Raw genomic sequence first — 14,918 nt, forward strand, 5'->3', positions numbered from 1 at the left:
CGTGCGCGCGCGGGGCGCCCGCCGGCCGGGGGGCCCCCTTCGCGTTCAGTGGTCGGCCGTCGTCACAGGCCGGGGGTGGCGAAACGGCCGGTCAGCTCGCTGACCTCGTTCTTGACCCGGGTGATGATCGCCTCGGCGTCGCCCTTGGCGACCGCGCCGACGACCTCGTCCATCCAGGCGCCGATCTGCCGCATCTCGGCCTCGCCCATGCCGCGCGAGGTCACCGACGGGGTGCCGATGCGGATGCCCGAGGGGTCGAACGGCTTGCGCGGGTCGAACGGGACGGTGTTGTAGTTCGTCTCCAGACCGGCCCGGTCGAGGGCCTGCGCGGCGGGCTTGCCCGCGACGCCCCTGGAGGTCAGGTCGATCAGGATCAGGTGGTTGTCGGTGCCGCCGGAGACCAGGTCGAAGCCGCGCGCGAGCAGCTCGTCGGCGAGCGCCTTGGCGTTGGCCACCACCTGGTGGGCATAGGTCGAGAACTCCGGCTGGGCCGCCTCGTGCAGCGCCACCGCGATCGCCGCGGTGGTGTGGTTGTGCGGGCCGCCCTGCAGACCGGGGAAGACCGCCTTGTTCAGCGCGGTGGCGTGCTCGTCGGCGGAGGCCAGCAGCATCGCGCCGCGCGGGCCGCGCAGCGTCTTGTGCGTGGTCGTGGAGATGACGTCGGCGTGGCCGACCGGGCTCGGGTGCGCGCCGCCCACGACCAGACCGGCGATGTGGGCGATGTCGGCGGCCAGCACCGCGCCGGCCTCCTTGGCGATCGAGGCGAACGCCGGGAAGTCGATCTGGCGCGGGATGGCGGTGCCGCCGCAGAAGATCACCTTGGGGCGGTGCTCCAGGGCGAGCCGACGGACCTCGTCCATGTCGATGCGGCCGGTGTCCTGGCGCACGCCGTACCGGACCGGGGTGAACCACTTGCCGGTGGCCGACACCGACCAGCCGTGGGTCAGGTGGCCGCCGAACGGCAGGCCCATGCCCATGACCGTGTCGCCGGGCTGGAGGAAGGCCAGGTAGATGGCGAGGTTGGCCGGAGAGCCGGAGTAGGGCTGTACGTTGGCGTGGGCCACGCCGAACAGCGACTTGGCCCGCTCGACCGCGATCGTCTCGATCTGGTCGATGACCTGCTGGCCCTCGTAGTAGCGGCGGCCCGCGTAGCCCTCGGAGTACTTGTTGGTGAGGACGGTGCCGGTGGCCTCGAGCACGGCCTTGGAGACGTAGTTCTCCGACGGGATCAGCTTGACCGTGTCGGCCTGACGGCGCTCCTCTTCCCTGATGAGCTCGGCGATCTGCGGATCAACCTGGGCGAGACTCATTTCTCCTCCTTGAGTTGAGGTCCCGCGAAGACCCAGGCGCACGGCCTCCGCCCCTTCGCTCCCCGGTGGTTTCTCCCCACCTCGACGCGCCAGTCGCGACGCTTAGACGATAGCGGATCCGGGAACCCGCGAATCGGGCTCAGCTCCCCCCGCGTGCGGCCCGTCCCGCCCCGGCCGCAGGCCACAGGCGATCGACCTCCGCGTTGAGGGTGGCCCCGATGAGCACCGCCAGGGCGGTGATGTAGAGCCACAGCAGCACCGCGATCGGCGCGGCCAGCGAGCCGTACACCGACAGCGGCGTGAACCACGCGGCCAGCACGGCGCGCAGCACGGCCGCGCACAGGATCCAGATCACCAGCGCGAGCAGCGCGCCGGGCACCTCGCGCCACCAACGGGTGCGCACCGGCACGCTCACGTGATAGAGCACGGTCAGGAACAGCACGGAGCCGACGATCAGGACCGGCCAGTAAAGGACGTCGACCACCACCGCGTAGGGCGCCGGAATCGCCCCCACGACGAGGGTCGGCCCGACCACCAGCACCGGCATCACGATGATCGCGATGAGCAGCGCCACGATGTAGAGGCCGAAGGACATGATGCGGGTGCGGATGATGCCCCGCTCCTCGCCCAGGCCGTAGGCGACCGAGATCAGATCGACGTAGACGAACAGCGCCCGCGACCCCGACCACAGCGACAACAGGAACCCCAGCGAGATCAGGGGCACCTGGCCGCCCGCGAGCACGTCGTCGAGCAGCGGGGTCACCACGCGGTCCACCGCGTTGTCGGTGAACAGCACGTGCGCCTGTTCCTCGATGCGGTCGCGGACGTCGCGGATGACCTCGGGGCCGAGGAAGGTGGACAGATGGGCCAGGACGCCGATGAGGCCGAGCACGAACGGCGGCAGCGACAGCAGCGCGAAGAACGCGGCCTCACCCGCCAGGCCGGTGACCCGGTAGGCGACGCCCGCCAAAGTGGTGGCGCGGACCAGCGCCCACGCGCCGCTGTCGCGGACGCGCCCGAGGCCGGCCCGCGCCCGGACGGCGACCGCCCGGGGCAGACGCCGGACTCGGCGAAGCGTGGCCAGGACTTTACGTTCCGCCTTGGCCCGCGCGTTGTTTGCGCCCTGCGAGGGAGCGTCGGTCGACGTCATGGCACCCAACGGTTCTGGCACTGCGGGCGCGTGCCCGCAACGATCCCTCGCAGACTACCCGTGCACACACCCGGCTAACGACTCATCTCAGCAGGTAGTTCGGGTCGTCCACGGGCACGATCCGGGCGCCCAGGGGAAGCAGCGAGATCGGGATCATCTTGAGGTTGGCCAGCCCGAGCGGAATCCCGATGATCGACACGAACAGCGGGATCGCGGTCACCACATGGCCGATGGCCAGCCACACACCGGCCACCAGCAGCCAGATCACGTTGGCCACCGTGGTCAGGCAACCGGACGACTGATCCCGCTCCACCCTCCGGCCGAACGGCCACAGCGCATACGCCGCGATCCTGAACGAGGCGATCCCGAAGGGGATGGTGATGATCAGAACGCAGCAGATGATGCCCGCCAGGACATACCCCAGGGCGAGCCACACTCCCGCGAATATCAGCCAGATCACGTTGAGAACGGTGCGCATGCTCCGATGATGCCCCGCCCGGGCCGGGTGCCCGCGGCCCGGCGAGGAGAAATAATGGTGAAGTGATCTGCGACAAGTGCAAGGACCGGCGGCACGACGAGTGCCGGGGCGGCTCGTGGTGCGACTGTCAGCACCAGGAGCGGCCGCGTCCCGCCGAGCCGCCGGTCACCTGGCCACGCCAGGGTTGACCAGCCGTTGTCCCAAAGTATGGACCCGACATTGGACATCCGTGCCGTGGAAGGTATCGTTTAGGACATGCCAGCGGATCCGCTTCTCGTCGTGCGACGCCACGTCGACTTCCTGCGTGTCCGCAGCGCGATCTGTTTCGACGCCCGCTGACCATTGCCCTGTTCTGTTCTCTGACCTGGGCGCGTGGTCGGTCAGGCGTCTTTTTCATGAGACGGCACCCCCGCACTCGACGGTGAGGCGGAAGGGAACCTGAACCGCGCGTCCACTCCAAGATCGTTGACGCAAAGGACGCGCCATGACAACCCCGGCCAGGCCGGCGAACCGCCACCACAAGCGCCCGCGTGGCGAAGGCCAGTGGGCCCTCGGTTACCGCGAGCCGCTCAACAAGAACGAAGAGAACAAGAAGAACGACGACGGGCTCAACGTCCGCCAGCGGATCATCGACATCTACTCCAAGCAGGGCTTCGACTCGATCGACCCCGCTGACCTCCGCGGCCGGATGCGCTGGTTCGGCCTCTACACCCAGCGCAAGCCCGGCATCGACGGCGGCAAGACCGCGATCCTGGAGCCGGAGGAGCTCGACGACCGCTACTTCATGCTCCGCGTCCGCATCGACGGCGGGCAGCTCAGCGTGGAACAGCTCCGGGTGATCGCCGACATCTCCAACGATTACGCCAGGGGCACCGCCGACGTCACCGACCGGCAGAACATCCAGCTCCACTGGATCGAGATCGAGTCGGTCCCCGACATCTGGGAGCGGCTGGAGGCCGTCGGCCTGTCCAGCATGGAGGCCTGCGGCGACACTCCCCGCGTCATCATGGGCTGTCCGCTCGCCGGGATCGACGCCGAAGAGGTCATCGACGGCACCCCGCAGGTCCGCGACATCTACGACCGCTACATCGGCGACCCGGCGTTCTCCAACCTGCCGCGCAAGTTCAAGACCGCGATCAGCGGCTGCCCCGCGCACTGCACGGTCCACGAGATCAACGACGTCGCGTTCGTGGGCGTCCGGCTCGCCGACGGCAGCACGGGCTTCGACGTGTGGGTCGGCGGCGGCCTGTCCACCAACCCGATGCTGGCCAAGCGGCTGGGCGTGTTCGTACGGCCCGAGCAGGCCCACGAGGTCTGGGCCGGCGTCGCCGGAATCTTCCGCGACTACGGCTACCGCAGGCTGCGGCACCGCGCCCGGATCAAGTTCCTGATCAACGACTGGGGCGCGGAGCGCTTCCGCGAGGTGCTGGAGAAGGAGTACCTCGGCTACACCCTGCCCAACGGCCCCTCCCCGGAGCTGCCGCGCGGCGGACGGCGCGACCACGTCGGCGTCTTCCCGCAGAGCGACGGCCGCTTCTACGTCGGCTTCGCCCCCAAGGTCGGCAGGGTCAGCGGCGACCAGCTCCACCTGATCGCCGACATCGCCGAGCGGCACGGCTCCGACCGGGTCCGCACCACCGTCGAGCAGAAGATGGTCATCCTCGACATCGAGGCCGACCGCGTCGAGTCCATCGTGGCCGAACTGGAGGCCAACGACCTGCAGGTCAACCCCTCCACGTTCCGCCGCCAGACGATGGCCTGCACCGGCATCGAGTACTGCAAGCTGGCCATCGTCGAGACCAAGGGCAGCGCGGCCCGGCTGATCGACGAGCTGGAGACCCGGCTGCCCGACTTCACCGACCCGCTCACCATCAACGTCAACGGGTGTCCCAACTCCTGCGCCCGCATCCAGGTCGCCGACATCGGCCTGAAGGGGCAGCTCGTGGTGGACGGCGAGGGCAACCAGGTGGAGGGCTACCAGGTCCACCTCGGCGGCTCGGTCGGCGTCAACCCCGGCTTCGGGCGCAAGGTCCGCGGCCTGAAGGCCACGGCCGCCGAGCTACCCGACTACGTCGAGCGGGTCGTGCGCAAGTTCGAAGCGCAGAAGAAGGAAAACGAGACCTTCGCCGAGTGGGTGCAGCGGGCGGAAGAGGCCGACCTCAAATGAGCGAGCGCGCGGTGCCCTTCCACTGCCCCTACTGCGGCGAAGAGGACCTGGAGCCCTATGAGGGCGACGGCGGCTGGTTCTGCAGGTCCTGCGTCCGCGCGTTCAAGCTGAAGTTCCTCGGAATCGGAGTGGTGAACGGCCAATGAGTGTGGTGGACATAGAACTGGGGCTGCGCGAGCAGCGCGGCGCCCTCGACCTTCAGGACATCGTCGAGTCGGCCGCCAAGTTCCTGGAGGGCGCGCCCGCCCGGGAGATCATCCGCTGGGCGGCGGCGACCTTCGGCGACCGGCTGTGCCTGACCTCCTCGATGAGCGACGCGCTGCTGATCGACCTGGTCAGCCGGGTCAAGCCCGGCATCGACGTGCTCTTCATCGACACCGGGTACCACTTCGCCGAGACGATCGGCACCCGCGACGCCGTGCAGCAGGTCTACGACGTCAACGTGATCAACATCACGCCGTCGCGCACGGTCGAGGAGCAGGAGCGCGACCTCGGGCCCCGGCTGTTCGGCCGCAACCCCGACCTGTGCTGCTTCCTGCGCAAGGTGGAGCCGCTCAACCGGGCGCTGGAGCCCTACCTGGCGTGGGTCTCCGGCATTCGCCGCGACGAGTCGGTCACCCGCACCGACGCCAAGGTCGTCGAGTGGGACGCCAAGCGGCAGATGGTGAAGATCAACCCGATCGCCGCCTGGACGCAGGAGGACGTCGACAACTACGTCGCCGACAACGGCGTGCTGATCAACCCGCTGCACTACGACAACTACCCCTCCATCGGCTGCGCCCCCTGCACCCGCCAGGTCCTCGACGGCGAGGACCCCCGCAGCGGCCGCTGGTCCGGCATGGGCAAGACCGAATGCGGAATCCACCTTTGATCCCTGAGTCCACCCCCGGCACGACCCCGATCACCGCGAGCCGTCCGCGGGTTCCGCTCGTCGCGGTGGCGCACGGATCCCGCGATCCGCGCGCCGCCACGACCGTGGAGGCCCTGCTCGACCTGGTACGCCGGGAGCGACCGGGGCTGCCGGTCCGCTCCGCCTATCTCGACCACGCGCCGCCCACCCTCGGCCAGGCCCTGCACGGCCTCACCGAGGCGGTGGTGCTGCCGCTGCTGCTCACCGAGGCCTACCACAGCCGGGTGGACATCCCGGCGGCGCTGGCCGCCACGACCGCGCGCAACCCCCGGCTGCGCACCCACCGCGCGACCACCCTCGGCCCCCACCCGCTGCTGGTCGCCGCCCTGGAGCGGCGGCTCGGCGAGGCCGGGGTCACGCCCGGCGACCCGGGCACCGCCGTGGTCCTGGTGTCGGCCGGGTCCAGCGACGCCCGCGCCAACGCCGTGGTGGCGGGCATCGCCCGCGACTGGAGCCGCGAGCGCCCCTGGTGGTCCGTGGCGACCGCCTACGCCTCGGCGGGCTCCCCGACCCCGGCCGAGGCCGTCCGGCGCCTGGTCCGCGCGGGCGCGCCCAGGATCGCGGTCGCGCCCTACCTGCTGGCCCCCGGGCACTTCGCCGACAAGATCCGCCGCGACGCCCTCGCCGCCGGGGCCCACGTCGTCGCCGACGTCCTCGGCCCGGCCCCCGAGCTGGCCACCCTCGTGCTGCACCGCCACACCGAGGCCCTGTCCTCCCCCGAGCGACTCACCGGCTGACCGTCACACGTCGCTCTCGCTGCGCAGCGCGCGGAAACCGGCCGTGATGTCGACGTGGCCGTGCCGAGCATCGGGGTCGTCGCCCTGGTCTGGGCCCCGCTTGACCCATGCGCCAAGGGGCCGGGTGCCTTTACAAAGTAGAATCATGGGTCAGTCCATGGGCGGGCAGGTCGAGGAGAGCACCCGGCGGCCCGTGGGGGCGTCGGTGATGACGATCTGCTGCGGATAGGGGCAGTGGACGTACTCGTTCTCGTTGACGCTGATCCGCACGTAGATGGGGAAGGGCCGCGCGGCGGCGGCGAGCCGCGCCGCCCGATCGGCCGAGACGACCAGCGGGCCGTCCGCGGCGCGCTCCGCCGCCACGGCGGCGATCGGCAGCACGATCGCCTCGGCGGTGTCCGGCCCGGTACGGCGGCGGCCCGCACGGTCCCACCAGGTGACCATGCGCTGCACCTGGTACCCCTGCGGACCACATTCCCCCTGGTCGGCGAGCACCCCGTTGACCCACAGCAGGATGTAGCCGGTCCCCTGCGCGCACTCGACGGTGACGCCCACGCGCCTGCCCGTCCCGTCGTAGCCGAAGCGCTTCAGGCTGCCGCCCCGGTCGTACTCGGCCTGGTACAGCTCCTTGCCCGGCGAGAAGCTGTAGTAGAACGGCCGGACCTGGGCAGAGGGCCCGGTCATCGCACGGTCCCAGACGTCGCCGGAGGGCGAGGCCGCGCGCCCGGGGAGCACGACCGCGGCCACCAGGGCGATCCCCGCCATCAGCACGCCGCCCGCCGTCCGGATCCGGCGCGTGCGGATGGCGCGCACCCTGCGCCGCACGTCGGCCAGGGTGACGGCCCTCGGCGCGGGATCGTCATCGGCCTGGAGCAAAGCCCGCAGTTCCGTCTCGTCCATCGGTCAGCCCTCCCCGAGCACCGCGGCACGGGCCGCGGGGTCGATGCGGAGTTTGGCCAGGGCACGGCTGGCCTGGCTGCGTACGGTCGGTACCGAGCAGCCGAGGACGACGGCGATCTCGGCGTCGGACAGGTCGGCGAAATAGCGCAGCACCACGACGGCGCGTTGCTTGACGGGCAGCGCGGCCAGCGCCTGGCGCACGGCTTCGCGGGCGCCGAGCAGCATTGCCGTGTCGTCGTCCACGGCGCGGTCGGGCGGCGAGGAGGTGGGGATCTCGGCGCGCCAGCGTCGGCGCCACCAGGAGGCGTGGGTGTTGGCGAGGATCCGGTAGACGTAGGGGTCCGGGTTGTCGCCCACCCGCCGCCAGGCCAGCCACGCCTTGGCGAGGGCCGTCTGCACCAGGTCCTCGGCGGTCGCCCAGTCGCGGCACAGCAGGAACGCGGTCCGCAGCAGCCGGGCGGAGCGCTGCTCGACGTAGCGCTCGAAGTCGGCCCGATCCCGCATCCGGGCTCCTCACTGCCGGGGGGTGTCACCCCTTCTACGCTCCGGCACACCCCTGGCGTTGCATCCGCCCGGATCCCTTCTGCGGCGGGATCACCAGCGCGATCGAGGCGGCGGCGGGACGTGCCGGTCGCGGATGGCGCGCAGGTGGTCGCGCCAGACGGCCCAGCCGCGCTGGATGGGATCGGCGCGCGAGTCACCGATGATCTTGATGTCGCCCATCAGCGCGTACGCCTTCACGCGGATCACCGGGACGTCCGTGCCCGCCGGGGCCTCCATCACGTCGACCCGCTTGTCCCCCATGATCGCCACGCCCTCCAGCTCGACGTCGACGCCGTCGGGAACGATGATCTTCACATCGCCCATCACGGAGACGGCCATCAGATCGACCTGGTTCCCGCGCACCTCGGCCTCGCGCAGGTCGAGCAGGACGTCGCCCATCACCGCCACCGCGCCGAGCTCCCGGTCGATGCGCCACTTGCCGCGGCGCTTGGTCTCGCCCATCACCGATACGAACCAGCGCCGCTTGACCCCCTCGGCGGCGGACGCGGCGGGGGCGGGGGCGCTCTCGGGCAGGTCGGAGAGGACCGCGTCCAGTTCCGCGCGGGTGGCGGCGCCGTAGGCCACCTCGGTGCGCTCGGCCAGTTCGCCGAAGGTCAGCCTCCCGTCCACCGAGGCGGTCTTCAACCGCTCGACGACGGCTTCACGCTCGGCGTCGGAGGCTCGCATCGCATCACTCACGCCTACCAATGTAGGCCGCCGGTTCGAGAACTACCTTCCTCCTTGGGGAGGATGCCCCTTTCGAAAGGAGTACGTTCAGGGGCCGGACAGCACCGGCGCGCTGAGCAGGATGTCGCGGCCGAGTCCCTGGTCGCCCTCGATGGTGGAGGGGAAAGCGGTGGGGTCGCCCCGGCCGGCGAGCAGGAAGCAGAAGTCCTTCACCTCGCAGGTGATGTGGACGTCCGTGGCGCTCGCCGTCTCGCCGAGGCCGAGAGGCGCGTCCCATTCGCCGCCGCCGTCGCCGGTCAGGGTCACGCGGGCGGCGCGGCCCGAGCCGTCCATGCCGGAGAGCAGCATGGTCAGCGGCAGCAGCCGGACGCACAGGTCGGCAGCCGGGTGGATGTGGCCGGGCAGCGGGCGGGGCAGCCGCACGCCGACGACCCCGGCGGCGTCCTCGGTATGGATCCAGGTCTCCAGCATCCTGGCCAGGAGGTGGTCCATGGCGGGGGCGGTCATGCCGCCCTGTTCCACCATCGTGTCCGGGGCCGTCCCGGTCAGGTGGGCGCACAGGGCGTCGGCCTGGGTGCGCCAGTCCTCGCGGGTCCGCTCGCGCGGGCGGTCGCGCTCGTGCTCCTGCAACTGCGCGGTACGGCCGAGCGGATCGTCCGCCACGATCGGCGGCCCCGCGACCGGCGCCCCGACCACCGCGGCGAGCAGCCCGTCCTTGGCGGCCAGGTGCGCCACCAGTTCCTGAACGTTCCAGCCTTCGACGATCTCCTTGTCCCAGTCGTCCGGCGCCACCGAGCCGAGCAGGGCGTCCATCGCCGCCACACGCCCCGCGAAGGGCTCGGCCCACGCCGGGGCCTGCGCCATCGGCCGCCTGCGCGCCCGGGCCGCGGTCAGCAGGCGCGGCCGGACGGCGCTCTCCAGCACGGCGCCGCCCGGCGGCCCACCCTCCAGCAGGGCGTCTATGTACAGCCTTCCCTCCGGATCAGCCATGATCACACCGCCTCCTCGGTCAGGACATCGGCCAGGGTGCGTAACCCGAGCCGTATCCGTGACTTCGCCGTTCCCTCGGGCAAGCCGAGTTCGTCGGCCACTTGACGGTATGTACGGCCACCGAAGTAGGCCAGTTCGATCACCTCGCGCAAAGCCTCCGGCAATCGCCGGACGGCCTGCCGCACGCGGTCGGCCTCGTCAGCGTCCAGCACCTGGTCCTCCAGGTCCGGCGGGCGAGGCTCGGTCAGCCTCGGCCCGAGGGCCGAGACCTTGCGGCGTTCCTCGGCCCTGACGTGGTCCACCGACCTGCGGTGCGCGATGGTGGCCAGCCACGTGCGCAGCGACCCCTTGTCGGGGTCGTACGCCAGCGGCCGTTCCCACAAGGTGATGAAGACCTCTTGGGTGATGTCCTCTGCCACTGTTCTGTCACGGGTCACCCGGACCGCCATGCTGAAGATCAGCGGCCCGAGGCGATCGTAGAGTTCCCCTAGAGCGGACTCGTCTCCGCCCACGATTCGCTGGTGCAACAAGCGGTCGTCGACCACCGTGTCCGGCGCTTCCACTTAAGACCACGCTCCAGCGTCGCGGACGGAGGCCTTGCCGTGCTCACCGCCAACCGAGCATGCCACTATTCGGCGGCAAAGTTAAGCCAGATGATGACCAATGGTGACATGTCCGGACCCGCGCGCCACATGCCCATATCAGGAGGCCAGTCCCGTGACTCACGAAGTCTTCAACCAGGCTCCGCAGTTGACCGGGAACGACGTCTCGGCCGACGCGGCGCTGATCGAGGGAGTGCGCCGCGAGGGCGCCGACTGGGCGTCCGGCGAACTGCACCGGCTCGGCCTCCTGGCCGGCTCCGAACGGGCCCTGGAATGGGGACGGCTGGCCAACGACCACCCCCCGGTCCTGCGCACCCACGACCGCTACGGCAACCGCGTGGACGAGGTGGAGTTCCATCCCGCCTGGCACGAACTGATGACCGTGGCCGTGCAGAACGGGCTGCACGCCTCCCCCTGGGCGGCCAAACGCCCCGGCGCGCACGTGGCCAGGGCCGCCAAGTTCTACATTTGGTCACAGGTCGAGGCGGGCCACGGCTGCCCGGTGTCGATGACCTACGCCTCGGTCGCGGCGCTGCGCCACAGCCCGGCGCTCGCCGCCGAATGGGAGCCGCTGCTGTCCTCCCGCTCCTACGACCCCGGCCTGCGCCCGCCCGCGGGCAAGCGCGGCGTGCTGGCCGGGATGGCGATGACCGAGAAGCAGGGCGGCTCCGACGTGCGCGCCGGCACCACCACGGCCGACCGGCTCGGCGACGGCACCTACTCGCTGGTCGGGCACAAGTGGTTCAACTCCGCGCCGATGTGCGACCTGTTCCTGGTGCTCGCCCGGACGCCCGACGGGCTCTCCTGTTTCCTGCTGCCGCGCGTCCTGCCGGACGGCACGCGCAACGCGATGCGCCTGATGCGGCTGAAGGACAAACTGGGCAACCGGTCCAACGCCTCCGCCGAGGTCGAGTACGAGGGCGCGGTCGCCTGGCTGGTCGGCGAGGAGGGCCGGGGCCTGCGGACCATCCTGGAGATGGTCAACTCCACCAGGCTCGACTGCGTGATCGGGTCGGCGGCCGGGATGCGCGCGGGCGTGGTCCAGGCGATCCACCACGCGCGGCACCGCTCCGCCTTCGGCAGGCGGCTGTCGGAGCAGCCGCTGATGCGCAACGTGCTGGCCGACCTCGCGCTGGAGTCGGAGGCGGCGACCACGCTGATGACCCGGCTGACCGGCGCCACCGACCGGGCCCTTTCCGGCGACCGCGCGGAGTCGGCGCTGCGCCGTACGGCGCTGGCCGCGGCCAAGTACTGGGTGTGCAAGCGGGCCCCCGTCCACGCCGCCGAGGCGCTGGAGTGCCTGGGCGGCAACGGATACGTCGAGGAGTCGCAGATGCCCCGGCTGTTCCGCGAGTCGCCGCTGAACGGGATCTGGGAGGGCTCGGGCAACGTGGCCGCCCTGGACGTGCTGCGCTCGCTGGCCAAGGAGCCCGGCGCCCGCGACGCGTACTTCGCCGAGGTGACGCTGGCGGCGGGCGGCGACCGGCGGCTCGACGACGCGGTGGACCGGCTGCGCAAGTCGCTGGCCGACGAGGAGAACCTGGAGGTCAGGGCCCGGCGGATCGCCGAGGACATGGCCCTGGCCCTCACCGGTTCGCTGCTGGTCCGCCTGGCCCCGCACGCCGTGGCCGACGCGTTCTGCGCCTCCCGGCTCGCGGGGGACGGGGGCCGCGCCTTCGGCACTCTCCCCGCTGGGACGGATCTTGACGCTCTGACCGGGCGGGCCGTGCCGGTGTGATCTCCCCCGCCCCATAGGCTTCTGCTTCGAAGAAGGGAGAAACACATGGCTACCACGCGCAAGGCGACCGCCCACTGGAAGGGCCCGCTGCTCACCGGATACGGCTCGGTCGACCTCGAATCCTCAGGGGTCGGCAGCTTCGACGTCTCCTGGCCGTCCCGGGCCGAGCAGGCCAACGGCAAGACCTCCCCCGAGGAACTGATCGCCGCCGCCCACTCCACCTGCTTCTCCATGGCGCTGTCGCACGGCCTGGCCGGCGCGGGCACCCCGCCGCAGACGGTGGACACCAGCGCCGAGGTGACCTTCCAGCCCGGCGAGGGCATCACCGGCATCGTGCTGTCGGTCAAGGCGCAGGTGCCCGGCATCTCCGCCGAGGACTTCCAGACCGCCGCGGAGAACGCCAAGGCCAACTGCCCGGTGAGCAAGGCGCTCGCCGGCACGACCATCACGCTCAACGCCGAGTTGCTCGACTGAGATCCGCCCCGGACGCCCCTCCTTCGTGGCGGGGCGTCCGGGTCACAACTGGGGAACGGCCTGCGGGAACGACACGGACAGGAGGACAATGGGGCCACATGCGTGAGGTCTGGCCTGGGCAGGCGTATCCGCTCGGCGGCACCTGGGACGGCGTCGGCACGAGCTTCTCGGTCTTCTCCGAAGTCGCCGAGCGAGTCGAGCTGTGCCTGTTCGACGACGACGGGCGTGAGGAACGAGCCGATCTGCCGGAGGTGGATGGCTTCGTCTGGCACGGCTACTTTCCCGGGATCATGCCCGGGCAGCGTTACGGCTTTCGCGTGCACGGCCCCTATGACCCCGCCAGAGGGCACCGGTGCAACCCGGCCAAGCTGCTGCTCGATCCCTACGCCAAGGCGATCGAGGGCGACGTCACCTGGAACGAGTCGCTGTTCTCCTACCGGTTCACCGACCCGGGGCGGCTCAACCGCGACGACAGCGCGCCGTACATGCCGAAGAACGTGGTGGTCAACCCGTTCTTCGACTGGGGCGCCGACCGCAGGCCGGGCACGCCGTACCACCAGACCGTCATCTACGAGACGCACGTGCGCGGCCTCACCATGCGCCACCCCGACGTGCCGCGCGAGCAGCGCGGCACCTACGCCGGGCTGGCCCACCCCGCGGTCATCGAGCACCTGCTCGGCCTGGGCGTGACCGCCGTCGAGCTGATGCCGGTCCACCAGTTCGTGCCCGAGCACGCGATGGTGGCGCGGGGGCTGACCAACTACTGGGGCTACAACACCGTCGCCTACCTCGCCCCGCACAACGCCTACAGCTCCTCCGGGCAGGCCGGTGAGCAGGTCCAGGAGTTCAAGGCGATGGTGCGGGCACTGCACGAGGCGGGCATCGAGGTCATCCTCGACGTCGTCTACAACCACACCGCCGAGGGCGACCACATGGGCCCCACGCTCGGCTTCCGTGGCATCGACAACGCCGCCTACTACCGCCTCCACGACGGCGACCGCCGCTACTACCTCGACTACACCGGGTGCGGCAACTCGCTCAACGTGCGCTCCCCGCACGCCCTGCAGCTCATCATGGACTCCCTGCGCTACTGGGTCCTGGAGATGCACGTGGACGGCTTCCGCTTCGACCTCGCCGCCGCGCTGGCCCGCGAACTGCACGACGTCGACCGGCTCAGCGCGTTCTTCGACCTCATCCAGCAGGACCCGGTGATCTCACAGGTCAAGCTGATCGCCGAGCCGTGGGACGTCGGCCCCGGCGGCTACCAGGTGGGCAACTTCCCCCCGCTGTGGACCGAGTGGAACGGCAAGTACCGCGACTCCATGCGCGACTTCTGGCGCGGCCACGGCTCGATGCTCCCGGAGTTCGCCTCCCGGCTCACCGGCTCGCAAGACCTCTACGCCTCCTCAGGGCGCCGCCCGGTGGCGTCCATCAACTTCGTGACCTGCCACGACGGCTTCACTCTCAACGACCTGGTCTCCTACAACCGCAAGCACAACGAGGCCAACTTCGAGGGCAACCGCGACGGCACCGACGACAACCGGTCGTGGAACTGCGGGGCCGAGGGCCCGGTCGAGGACCCGGAGATCGTCCGGCTGCGGCGGCGGCAGCGGCGCAACTTCCTGGCCACCCTGTTCGTCTCGCAGGGGGTGCCGATGCTGAGCGAGGGCGACGAGTTCGGCCGCACCCAGGACGGCAACAACAACGCCTACTGCCAGGACAACGAGGTGTCCTGGCTGGACTGGTCGCTGGCGCGCACCGAATCCGGCCTGCTGGAGTTCGTCCGCTCGATCGCCGCGCTGCGCCGCGCGCACCCCGTCTTCCAGCGCCGCCGCTTCTTCCACGGCCGCCGCGCCACCGACGGCCAGCGCGACATCGTGTGGTTCACCCCGGCCGGCCGGGAGATGACCGCGGCCAACTGGCACACCGGCTACGCCAAGTCGCTGGCGGTGTTCCTGAACGGCGAGGCGATCGACGAACCCGGCCCGCGCGGCGAGAAGATCCTGGACGACTCGTTCCTGCTGCTGATCAACGCCCACCACGAAGACCTCACCTTCACCCTGCCCGGCGAGGAGTTCGGCGACGGCTGGCAGCCCGTCCTGGACACCGCCGACGACGACGGCCCGCGCGACGAGCGGTTCACCGAAGAGGCGTGTGCGCCGGGTTCGCAGGTCCCGGTCACCGGCCGGTCGATGCAGATCCTCCGCCGCCCGCGCGCCCGCTGGTGAAGGG

The 14,918-nt window shown here is 70.8% G+C and carries 16 protein-coding genes and 1 riboswitch; of the genes, 8 read left to right on the plus strand and 8 right to left on the minus strand.

The annotated features are described in order from the left end of the window. Nucleotides 1-62: 62 nt before the first annotated feature. From glyA to P3X83_RS35240, 3 genes are all read right to left on the minus strand, one after another. Nucleotides 63-1,310, minus strand: coding sequence for a serine hydroxymethyltransferase (glyA, locus tag P3X83_RS35230; protein ID WP_277309681.1), 1,248 nt, complete (start codon nt 1,308-1,310; stop codon nt 63-65). Nucleotides 1,311-1,333: 23 nt separating this feature from the next. Then, nucleotides 1,334-1,417, minus strand: a riboswitch (ZMP/ZTP riboswitch). Nucleotides 1,418-1,449: 32 nt separating this feature from the next. Further along, on the minus strand, nt 1,450-2,460 hold the full coding sequence (locus tag P3X83_RS35235) for a YihY/virulence factor BrkB family protein (RefSeq protein ID WP_277309682.1): 1,011 nt from the start codon (nt 2,458-2,460) through the stop codon (nt 1,450-1,452). A gap of 82 nt (nt 2,461-2,542) precedes the next feature. After that, nucleotides 2,543-2,938 carry a YccF domain-containing protein gene (locus P3X83_RS35240; protein ID WP_277309683.1) on the minus strand — a complete coding sequence of 132 codons (396 nt, stop codon included), beginning with the start codon at nt 2,936-2,938 and terminating at the stop codon, nt 2,543-2,545. Nucleotides 2,939-3,000: 62 nt separating this feature from the next. Here P3X83_RS35240 and P3X83_RS35245 point away from each other — a divergent pair, with 62 nt between their 5' ends. From P3X83_RS35245 to P3X83_RS35265, 5 genes are all read left to right on the plus strand, one after another. Beyond that, nucleotides 3,001-3,126 (plus strand): hypothetical protein, encoded by a 126-nt coding sequence (locus P3X83_RS35245; RefSeq protein WP_277309684.1) that lies wholly within the window; start codon nt 3,001-3,003, stop codon nt 3,124-3,126. 296 nt (nt 3,127-3,422) lie between these two features. After that, nucleotides 3,423-5,105, plus strand: a complete 1,683-nt coding sequence (locus tag P3X83_RS35250; protein WP_277309685.1) for a nitrite/sulfite reductase — start codon at nt 3,423-3,425, stop codon at nt 5,103-5,105. Further along, the gene (locus tag P3X83_RS35255; RefSeq protein ID WP_277309686.1) at nt 5,102-5,251 is read left to right on the plus strand and encodes an Insertion element protein; all 150 of its coding nucleotides are present in this window, start codon (nt 5,102-5,104) and stop codon (nt 5,249-5,251) included. The genes P3X83_RS35250 and P3X83_RS35255 overlap by 4 nt, the downstream gene beginning before the upstream one ends. Next, on the plus strand, nt 5,248-5,976 hold the full coding sequence (locus P3X83_RS35260) for a phosphoadenylyl-sulfate reductase (protein ID WP_277309688.1): 729 nt from the start codon (nt 5,248-5,250) through the stop codon (nt 5,974-5,976). Before P3X83_RS35255 ends, P3X83_RS35260 begins: the two co-directional genes overlap by 4 nt. Then, complete coding sequence (locus P3X83_RS35265) at nt 5,958-6,752, plus strand: sirohydrochlorin chelatase (protein ID WP_277309689.1); 795 nt, start codon at nt 5,958-5,960, stop codon at nt 6,750-6,752. Before P3X83_RS35260 ends, P3X83_RS35265 begins: the two co-directional genes overlap by 19 nt. 150 nt (nt 6,753-6,902) lie before the next feature. Here the strand turns inward: P3X83_RS35265 and P3X83_RS35270 are convergent, their stop codons facing one another. The 5 genes from P3X83_RS35270 to P3X83_RS35290 form a co-directional block, all read right to left on the minus strand. Beyond that, nucleotides 6,903-7,652: a hypothetical protein gene (locus P3X83_RS35270; protein ID WP_277309690.1), complete on the minus strand. Its 750-nt coding sequence runs from the start codon at nt 7,650-7,652 to the stop codon at nt 6,903-6,905. Between the two features lie 3 nt (nt 7,653-7,655). Next, nucleotides 7,656-8,156 (minus strand): SigE family RNA polymerase sigma factor, encoded by a 501-nt coding sequence (locus tag P3X83_RS35275; protein WP_277309691.1) that lies wholly within the window; start codon nt 8,154-8,156, stop codon nt 7,656-7,658. Between the two features lie 90 nt (nt 8,157-8,246). Continuing rightward, nucleotides 8,247-8,894, minus strand: a complete 648-nt coding sequence (locus tag P3X83_RS35280; protein WP_277309692.1) for a DUF1707 domain-containing protein — start codon at nt 8,892-8,894, stop codon at nt 8,247-8,249. 75 nt (nt 8,895-8,969) lie between these two features. Next, complete coding sequence (locus P3X83_RS35285; protein ID WP_277309693.1) at nt 8,970-9,872, minus strand: maleylpyruvate isomerase family mycothiol-dependent enzyme; 903 nt, start codon at nt 9,870-9,872, stop codon at nt 8,970-8,972. A gap of 2 nt (nt 9,873-9,874) precedes the next feature. Continuing rightward, a complete protein-coding gene (locus P3X83_RS35290; RefSeq protein ID WP_277309694.1) occupies nt 9,875-10,435 on the minus strand; it encodes a sigma-70 family RNA polymerase sigma factor in 561 nt (186 codons plus the stop codon). A gap of 100 nt (nt 10,436-10,535) precedes the next feature. Between P3X83_RS35290 and P3X83_RS35295 the strand changes: the two genes are divergently transcribed. The 3 genes from P3X83_RS35295 to glgX all read left to right on the plus strand — a co-directional run bounded on the left by P3X83_RS35295 (nt 10,536) and on the right by glgX (nt 14,914). Then, nucleotides 10,536-12,212 (plus strand): isovaleryl-CoA dehydrogenase, encoded by a 1,677-nt coding sequence (locus P3X83_RS35295; RefSeq protein ID WP_277309695.1) that lies wholly within the window; start codon nt 10,536-10,538, stop codon nt 12,210-12,212. 45 nt (nt 12,213-12,257) lie between these two features. After that, a complete protein-coding gene (locus P3X83_RS35300) occupies nt 12,258-12,686 on the plus strand; it encodes an OsmC family protein (protein WP_277309696.1) in 429 nt (142 codons plus the stop codon). A gap of 98 nt (nt 12,687-12,784) precedes the next feature. Continuing rightward, nucleotides 12,785-14,914: a glycogen debranching protein GlgX gene (gene glgX, locus P3X83_RS35305; RefSeq protein ID WP_277309697.1), complete on the plus strand. Its 2,130-nt coding sequence runs from the start codon at nt 12,785-12,787 to the stop codon at nt 14,912-14,914. Nucleotides 14,915-14,918: the final 4 nt, after the last annotated feature.

The sequence above is a fragment of the Spongiactinospora sp. TRM90649 genome, from assembly GCF_029382225.1.
Lineage (GTDB): Bacteria > Actinomycetota > Actinomycetes > Streptosporangiales > Streptosporangiaceae > Spongiactinospora.

Bases quoted from the DNA above. Each gene is read 5' to 3' on its own strand.
- glyA (WP_277309681.1), bottom strand. From the start codon at position 1,310: ATGAGTCTCGCCCAGGTTGATCCGCAGATCGCCGAGCTCATCAGGGAA.
- P3X83_RS35235 (WP_277309682.1), bottom strand. From the start codon at position 2,460: ATGACGTCGACCGACGCTCCCTCGCAGGGCGCAAACAACGCGCGGGCC.
- P3X83_RS35240 (WP_277309683.1), bottom strand. From the start codon at position 2,938: ATGCGCACCGTTCTCAACGTGATCTGGCTGATATTCGCGGGAGTGTGG.
- P3X83_RS35250 (WP_277309685.1), top strand. From the start codon at position 3,423: ATGACAACCCCGGCCAGGCCGGCGAACCGCCACCACAAGCGCCCGCGT.
- P3X83_RS35255 (WP_277309686.1), top strand. From the start codon at position 5,102: ATGAGCGAGCGCGCGGTGCCCTTCCACTGCCCCTACTGCGGCGAAGAG.
- P3X83_RS35260 (WP_277309688.1), top strand. From the start codon at position 5,248: ATGAGTGTGGTGGACATAGAACTGGGGCTGCGCGAGCAGCGCGGCGCC.
- P3X83_RS35265 (WP_277309689.1), top strand. From the start codon at position 5,958: ATGCGGAATCCACCTTTGATCCCTGAGTCCACCCCCGGCACGACCCCG.
- P3X83_RS35270 (WP_277309690.1), bottom strand. From the start codon at position 7,652: ATGGACGAGACGGAACTGCGGGCTTTGCTCCAGGCCGATGACGATCCC.
- P3X83_RS35275 (WP_277309691.1), bottom strand. From the start codon at position 8,156: ATGCGGGATCGGGCCGACTTCGAGCGCTACGTCGAGCAGCGCTCCGCC.
- P3X83_RS35285 (WP_277309693.1), bottom strand. From the start codon at position 9,872: ATGGCTGATCCGGAGGGAAGGCTGTACATAGACGCCCTGCTGGAGGGT.
- P3X83_RS35295 (WP_277309695.1), top strand. From the start codon at position 10,536: ATGGTGACATGTCCGGACCCGCGCGCCACATGCCCATATCAGGAGGCC.
- P3X83_RS35300 (WP_277309696.1), top strand. From the start codon at position 12,258: ATGGCTACCACGCGCAAGGCGACCGCCCACTGGAAGGGCCCGCTGCTC.
- glgX (WP_277309697.1), top strand. From the start codon at position 12,785: ATGCGTGAGGTCTGGCCTGGGCAGGCGTATCCGCTCGGCGGCACCTGG.